Origin of the sequence: Streptomyces sp. NPDC058674 (assembly GCF_042716505.1) — a bacterium.
In the GTDB taxonomy this organism is placed as follows: Bacteria; Actinomycetota; Actinomycetes; order Streptomycetales; family Streptomycetaceae; genus Streptomyces.
In genome coordinates this window covers 1-7,537 of the sequence record NZ_JBHXSC010000125.1, presented here as the reverse complement: position 1 = coordinate 7,537, position 7,537 = coordinate 1, and the positions used below count along the sequence as shown (strand labels likewise).

Below are 7,537 nucleotides of genomic sequence, written 5' to 3'. Positions count from 1 at the left end.
CACCCGGTACCGGACGACCAGGACGCCGTACGACGACATGGCGGCGGGGGGGCCCCCCCCCGGGGAAGTGGGGGGGGGCGGCCCCCCCCCGGCCGGGGCCCCCCCCCCGCCCCCTGGGGCCGGGTCAAGGGCGCGCGCCCCGCCCCCCGCACTGCGGGGGACGCGGCCTTCGCCGTCTGCGGACCGGTCAGTGGAAGAAGTGCCGGGTCCCGGTGAAGTACATGGTCACGCCGGCCTTCTTCGCGGCCTCGACGACCTGCTCGTCGCGGACCGAACCACCCGGCTGCACGACGGCCTTGATGCCGGCGGCCGTGAGGATCTCCAGCCCGTCCGGGAAGGGGAAGAAGGCGTCGGACGCGGCGTACGAGCCCTGCGCGCGCTCGGCGCCGGCCCGCTCGACGGCGAGCTTCGCCGAGTCGACGCGGTTGACCTGGCCCATGCCGACGCCGACCGAGGCGCCGTCCTTGGCGAGCAGGATGGCGTTGGACTTGACGGCCCGGCAGGCCTTCCACGCGAAGGCGAGCCCGGCGAGTTCCTCGGCGGACAGCGCCTCGCCGGTGGCGAGGGTCCAGTTGGCCGGGTCGTCGCCCTCCGCCTGGAAGAGGTCCGACTGCTGGAGCAGCGCGCCGCCACTGACGGGCTTGAGGTCGCCCGGCTGGTGCGGGGTGCCGTCCACCTTCAGGACGCGGATGTTCTTCTTCTTCGCCAGGATCTCGACCGCGCCGTCCTCGTACGCCGGGGCGGCGATGACCTCGGTGAAGATCTCGGCGACCTGCTCGGCGAGCTCGACGGTCACCGGGCGGTTGACGGCGATGACGCCGCCGAAGGCCGAGAGCGGGTCGCAGGCGTGCGCCTTGCGGTGGGCCGCGGCGACGTCGCTGTCCACCGCGATGCCGCACGGGTTGGCGTGCTTGATGATCGCCACGCACGGCTCTTCGTGGTCGTAGGCGGCGCGACGGGCGGCCTCGGTGTCCACGTAGTTGTTGAAGGACATCTCCTTGCCGTGCAGCTGCTCGGCGTTGGCGAGCCCGCCCGGCTGGCCGTCCGTGTACAGCGCGGCGGCCTGGTGCGGGTTCTCGCCGTAGCGCAGGGTCGACTTGCGCTCCCAGGCGCCGGCCAGGAACTCGGGCAGGACGGCCTCCGGCTCCGGGGCGTACGCGTTCGTGAACCAGGAGGCCACCGCGACGTCGTAGGCGGCGGTGTGCTGGAAGGCCTCGGCCGCGAGCCGCTTGCGGGAGGTCAGGTCGAAGCCGCCGTTCTTCGCCGCGTCGAGGACGTCGGCGTAGCGGGCGGGGCTGGTGACGACCGCGACGGAGGGGTGGTTCTTGGCGGCGGCGCGGACCATCGAGGGGCCGCCGATGTCGATCTGCTCGACACACTCGTCGGGGGTGGCACCCGACTGGACGGTGGCCAGGAAGGGGTAGAGGTTGACGACCACCAGGTCGAAGGGCTCGACGCCCAGCTCGGCGAGCTGGTTGCGGTGGTCCTCCAGGCGCAGGTCGGCGAGGATGCCGGCGTGCACGCGCGGGTGCAGCGTCTTGACCCGGCCGTCCAGGCACTCGGGGAAGCCGGTGAGCTCCTCGACCTTGGTGACGGGGACCCCGGCGGCGGCGATCTTCGAGGCGGTGGAGCCGGTGGAGACGAGCGCGACGCCCGCCTCGTGCAGGCCGCGGGCCAGCTCTTCCAGTCCCGTCTTGTCGTAGACGCTGATGAGCGCACGCCGGATCGGCCGCTGGGTCGTGGTCGGGTCGTTGCTCTCTACGGCGGTCACTGGATTGTTACCTTTCGTCCCTCAATGCGGTAGCCGTGCCGGGCCAGGCGCCCCACGACGTCGACGAGCAGCGAGCGCTCGACTTCCTTGATGCGCTCATGGAGAGCGGCTTCGTCTTCCTCGTCCCGGACCTCGACCACACCCTGGGCGATGATCGGACCGGTGTCCACGCCGCCGTCCACGAAGTGGACCGTGCAGCCGGTGACCTTCACCCCGTAGGCGAGCGCGTCCCGTACGCCGTGCGCGCCGGGGAAGGCGGGGAGGAGTGCGGGATGGGTGTTGACGAACCGGCCGCCGAAGCGGTCGATGAACGCCTTGCCCACGATCTTCATGAACCCGGCGGAGACCACCAGGTCGGGGGCGTGCGCGTCCGTGGCCGCGGTCAGGGCGGCGTCCCATTCCGCACGGCTCCCGTAGGCCTTCACCGGGCAGACGAAAGTGGGGATCCCGGCCTTCTCGGCCCGCTCCAGGCCCACGATGTTCTCGCGGTCGGCCCCCACGGCGACGACCTCGGCGCCGAAGCTCTCGGGTCCGCCGGGGTGCGAGGCGATGGCGTCGAGCAGGGCCTGGAGGTTGGTGCCGGAACCGGAGACCAGCACGACCAGGCGGGAGGCGGCCATGGGAGGCCCTTTCTCGGTGGAATGCGGTGTTCGTCTTTGTGCGGTCATACGAAACCTCGGGGTGCCGGTATACGGGGGACCCTACGAAGCGGCGGACCGCCTGCAACGATACCGGCACACCGGACGGCCCCCGAGGGACGGGGGGACGGCCGAGGGGTAGCGTCTGGCATACAAGCCGCAAACAGGCCTCACCTCGCGATGACGTCGGCCACGACGTCCCTGACACAGGGGAAGAAACACACCCGATGCCGGACCGCCGCCAGCCCGACCCCCCCACCGACGACAACCCCTTCGCGGCGCCCCCGGAAGGCCGGCCCGACCAGCCGTGGCAGCCGCGCCCCGGCGCCGACGGCCAGGACCGGGACCGGGACGCCCGGGGTGAGCGCCCGAAGGACGGGACCAAACGGGGCGGCCCGGCGCGCTGGGACCCGACGGACCCGATCCAGCGCCGCGCCCGCTACGCGCTGCTGGCCGGCATGTGGGGCTTCTTCTTCGGCATCTTCGGGATCCCGTCGGTCGGGCTCCTGCTGGGGGCGCTCGCCCTGTACTGGGGGATCACCGCGCTGCGCGGCAAGCCGGTCGCCGCTGCGGCCGGGGGCGCCGAGCGGCCCGCCGGCTCCGCCGCCACGACGCCGGCCGCCGCCCCGCAGGGCGGGCTGGCGGCGCTGGGCGACGCGGCCCGGCCCCAGCGGACGGCCGCGGTCAGCGGGCTGGTCGCCGCCTCGCTGGCGATCCTGCTGGCCATGAGCTCGTACGCGCTCCAGCTCGCGTACAAGGACTTCTACGTCTGCCGGGACGACGCCCTGACGTCGGCGGGCGAGCTGGAGTGCAACGACCTGCTCCCGGACAACGTCATCGGCGACATCCTCAAGGTCCGTCAGTAAGCAGTCGCCCGGGGGTCAGGCGGGCGGCCTCCGCCGGGCCATGACACGGGCACCGGCCACGGAGGGCACCTGCGACGGGGCCCCGGCGGGGGCGGGTGGCCGGGTGGGTGCGGGTTCGGGTGCCCGGGTGCGCGCCGGAGCCGATACGGGTGCCGGGGCGGGGGTCGAGGCCGGAGCCGGGGTTGATGCCCGGGTGCGCGCCGGAGCCGGAGCCTGGGCGGGCGCCCAGGCGGGTCCCGGAGCCGGGGCCGGAGCCGGGGCCGGAGCCGCGCCGGAGGCCGGGGCCGTGCCCGAGGCCTGAGCCGGGGCCGAAGCGCGCGCCAGGGCCGGCGCCGTGGCGGAGGCCGGGGTCGGAGTCGGTGCGGGTGGCGGGGTCGGGTGTGTCGCCGGGGCCGGTCCCGGGATCGGCGGGAGGTCGAGGCCGAGGCCGAGGCCCCGTACGACCGTAACGGGCCGCAGCGGCCGTCCCGGGCGCGGAGCCCGTGCCGGCCCCTCGACGCCGGCCTCCGCCTGCGGCGGCGCAGGCCGGGGGCCGGGCGGGGGCGCCGACGCCGTCCCGCCCGCCAGGGGCCTGGACGCCGCCGCCGGAAGCTCCCCGGGCTCCTCCCCCGGGGCGGGGACCGGCGACGCCGACGAGAAGTCCGGGACCAGGGTGCCCGCCGCGCGGCGCAGCGCCGCCCAGCGGACCTCCCGTACGCCGGTGTCGTGCCAGCCGTCGTCCTCCGGGGCGTCCGCCTCGAGGTCGCAGAGCCCGCCGGCCGGCCGGGTCCGCCACGCGTGCACCGACACCGCGACCGGCACCGCCAGCAGCAAGGTCCAGCCGAAGGCCGCAGCCCCCGTCGCCCACCACACCGGCCCGACGTCGGCCAGCACCCCGGAGCCGAGGGGCCCCGCGGACGCCGCCGCCAGTGCGGCCATGGCCACGCCGCACACGAGCGCGCCCAGGGCCGCCGTGAGCGCGGTCTCCCCGTACGACACGTCGCGCGCCCGGCGTACGGCGAACCAGCCCACGGCGAGCCCGGCCACCACCGGCACCCCGAGGGCGGCCCAGGTCAGCGGGGTCCCGGGGCCCTCCGGCGGCAGCGCCGCCAGCAGCGGGAACCGGGGCAGCACGGGCGATCCGGTGAAGCCGAGCGGAGTCGCGACCGCGCCGGTACCGAGGGCGAAGCCGGGGCCGAGCCCGTAGGACGCCCCCCACACCATCGCGTTCGGAATCAGCGCCACCGCGACCAGCAGGACCGCGAACCGGCCCGACCACACCCCGGTCAGGGACAGGAACGACCCCTGGACCTCCGTGCCGTGCCACACCAGCGAGGCGGCGACGAGCAGCGCTCCACCGCCCAGGAGCACGAGGGCGCCACCCGCACCGGCCCGGAGCGCAAGGGCGTAGCGGGGGCGCGCGGCCATCCTCCGCACGCCCTGCGGCAGCCAGGGCGGCCACGGGCCGAGGGGGCGTCCGCGGGCCGCCCACACCCCGCCCGCCGCGGCGAGCACGGCGACGAGCGGCACGTGCCAGGCCGCGCTGAGCGGGTCGGCGGGCATCGGGCCCCCGGCGGCGTACGCGGTGGCGAGGGCCCCGACCGCCAGGTAGCCGCAGAGCACGGCGGAGAAGACGGCGCCGGCGGGCAGCACCTCCTCGACGTCCTCCTCCTCGACGGCGGTCCCGAGCCGTGCGGCGCGCCGCATGAGCAGGACGGGCAGGGCGACGAGCAGCAGGGGGGTCACGCCGACGGGCGCGGGCACCCCCGACAGGGTCTCGTAGCGCACCAGCTCCGTCCCGTGGGCCAGGAGCCACAGCCCGGCGGCGAGGTGCAGGGCTCCGCCGGGGCCGCTGTCGGGATAGGGGGAGCTGATCCACAGCACGATGACGAGCACGGCGAGGAAGCCGAGCCCGAGTCCGGCCGCGACGGCGCCGCCCGCCACGCAGGCGGCGGCGGCGGCCGGGGAACGGCGCCGCCGGACGGTTGCGGGGGTCGCGGACAACGGGGTCCCGCGTTCGGTCACTTGGGTCACCCCGCCATGGTGCCAACGACACGCGCTATGGGCGGGTAACAGGCGAATGACCGTGGTGTCGCCCAATATACGTTTATGTACTTTATTGCCCAGGACTGCCGGGTCGCGGGGAGTGTGGCATGACACAGAGCGTCGATACGACCTCGGAGCTGAGCCTCCCGTCCCCGAAGGAACGCCGCAGACTGCGCGAGGCGGCGTCCCTGACGCACGAGGAGGTCGCGGCCGCGGTCGGCGTCACCCCGAGCACGCTCCGCTCCTGGGAAACGGGCCGTTCCAAGCCCCGGGGCCGCAAGCGCGAGGCGTACGCGAAGCTCTTGGCCGGCCTCGCCACCCCACCGCACGCGAAACCCCCCGAGCCGGCCCCCGCCCCGCCCGGGCCCCACGCCGAACCCCCCGCGCGGCCCCCCGCCCCGCCCGGGAACGAGCCCGCGGCGGGACCGGCGGGCGCACGGAACCCTGGACAGCCACCGGCCGGACCCGCCCCCGGCGCAACCCCCGAGCCGGCCCCCACCCCGCCCGGGAACGAGCCCGCCGCGGACGCGGGCGCGGGGCACGCCGCGCAACCGCCTGCCCGGCCCGCCCCCGGCGCGCGGCCGCACGCGGAACCCCCCGAGCCGGCCCCCGACCCGCCCGGGAACGAGCTCGCCGCGGACGCGGGCGCGGGGGCGGGGCCGGACCGAGGGCCGGTCCCGGCGGCGGCCGGGACGGAGCCCTGGGCCACCGCGCCCGCCGGGGGCGTCGACCGGCCCGCGTTCACCGCGCCCGGGGGCGCGGCCGGTGCGGAGACGGAGCCCCCGCCGCAGTCCCCGACGGCCCCCTCGGACTCCGCCTCGCAGCCACGGCCGGACCTCGACCCGGCCCCGGCCGGCGGGGGCGCACCTGCCGCAGACCCGGCCCCCGCCGGCGGGTTCGGGCTCCGGGCCGCCGGCGCCCTGCGCGCCTTCGCGAGCGGCGGGCCGAAACCGAGCCCCGCCACGGGCACCGGCACCGGCACCGGCACCGGCACCGGAGGGTCCGGCAGCCGGCCGAAGCCCGCGGCCAAGCGCGCCTCGAAATCCTCCCCCGCCGCCGGGCAGCCCGGCCCCGGGGGCAGGCCCGCCTCCGCCACGGCCCTGGCCGGCGGGACCGCCCCCGGAACCCCCGAAACCGCCGGAGCGGCCGCCACCCGCACCGCGGAGGCCGCCGGAGCGACCCGGACTGCCGCCCAGGAGCCCGGCGGGGACACCGCCTCCGGCCCCTGCGACCGGACCCCCGGTACGGGAACCGACACCGAGCCCGCCACCGGGGCTGCCGCCCGGCCCACCCCCGCCCAGGCCTTCGACGCCCTCTACGCCCACGCCGCTCCCGCCCTCGCCCGGCAGGCCTACCTGCTCACCGGCCGCCGCGCCCTCTCCCTGGAGGCCGTGGAGCGGGCGTTCCACCGAGCCTGGGAACGCTGGCCCGAGGTGGCCACCGATCCGGACCCGGTGGGCTGGGTGCGGGCGGCCGCGTACGAGTACGCCCTCTCCCCCTGGCACCGGCTCCGCCGGACCCACCGCCGCCCCGACAAGCCGCCCGCCGAGCCCGCCGACCGGATCCTCCTGGACGCCGTGCTCGCACTGCCCGCCGCCCACCGCCGCACCGTCGTGCTCTACGACGGAGTCGGTCTCGACCTCCCGGACACGGCCGCCGAGACCGAGGCCAGCACCCCCACCGCCGGCGGACGGCTCCTCAACGCCCACGCCGACCTCGCCGACCACCTGCCCGAGCTGGCCGACGTACCGCCCGAGAAGCAGTCGGCGCTGCTGCGCGAACGGTTCACCGCGCTGAGACCGGCGGTACGGCTCGAACCGCGCCCCGCCCCCCTCGTCCGGGCCTCGGCCGAGCTCCGCGCCCGGCTGTGGACCCGCGCCGCCCTCGGCCTGACCGTGGTCATCGCCGTCGCGACGAGCTACACCGCCGCCACCGCCCCCACCCGCTACAACCCCCCGCCCGCACCCGGCGCCAACGTCTCGGGCGTCCCCCCGCACAGCGGCCCCCAGCGCCTCACCGAGCAGAGCCGGGAGCTTCAGGACAAGCTGCGCGCCGATCCGGCGGCCGGACCCGGCCGCGTCACCCCCCGGCTGGACTGACCGGCGCCGGCCAGGGCCTCGGACACGGACACACAGACACACGGAGACACGGAGACACGGAGACACGGAGACGGACGCACAACGGGCGTGGGCCCCCCCCCCGAGGGGGGGGGGCCCCCCCCCAGGGGGCGAGAGCCC

The 7,537-nt window shown here is 76.9% G+C and carries 5 protein-coding genes; 2 read left to right on the top strand and 3 right to left on the bottom strand.

Annotated features, from left to right (window positions below; translation table 11 throughout):
• Positions 1–187: 187 nt before the first annotated feature.
• Together purH and purN are read right to left on the bottom strand one after the other, a co-directional pair.
• Positions 188–1,771 carry a bifunctional phosphoribosylaminoimidazolecarboxamide formyltransferase/IMP cyclohydrolase gene (gene purH / locus ACFWU6_RS33305; protein ID WP_383985185.1) on the bottom strand — a complete coding sequence of 528 codons (1,584 nt, stop codon included), beginning with the start codon at positions 1,769–1,771 and terminating at the stop codon, positions 188–190.
• Positions 1,768–2,391, bottom strand: a complete 624-nt coding sequence (purN, locus tag ACFWU6_RS33300; protein WP_383985182.1) for a phosphoribosylglycinamide formyltransferase — start codon at positions 2,389–2,391, stop codon at positions 1,768–1,770. The genes purH and purN overlap by 4 nt, the downstream gene beginning before the upstream one ends.
• A gap of 245 nt (positions 2,392–2,636) precedes the next feature.
• Here purN and ACFWU6_RS33295 point away from each other — a divergent pair, with 245 nt between their 5' ends.
• A complete protein-coding gene (locus tag ACFWU6_RS33295; protein WP_383813016.1) occupies positions 2,637–3,275 on the top strand; it encodes a hypothetical protein in 639 nt (212 codons plus the stop codon).
• 15 nt (positions 3,276–3,290) lie between these two features.
• Here ACFWU6_RS33295 and ACFWU6_RS33290 read toward each other — a convergent pair whose 3' ends face one another.
• Complete coding sequence (locus tag ACFWU6_RS33290) at positions 3,291–5,288, bottom strand: DUF6350 family protein (protein WP_383985179.1); 1,998 nt, start codon at positions 5,286–5,288, stop codon at positions 3,291–3,293.
• Positions 5,289–5,407: 119 nt separating this feature from the next.
• Here ACFWU6_RS33290 and ACFWU6_RS33285 point away from each other — a divergent pair, with 119 nt between their 5' ends.
• On the top strand, positions 5,408–7,399 hold the full coding sequence (locus tag ACFWU6_RS33285; protein ID WP_383985176.1) for a helix-turn-helix domain-containing protein: 1,992 nt from the start codon (positions 5,408–5,410) through the stop codon (positions 7,397–7,399).
• Positions 7,400–7,537: the final 138 nt, after the last annotated feature.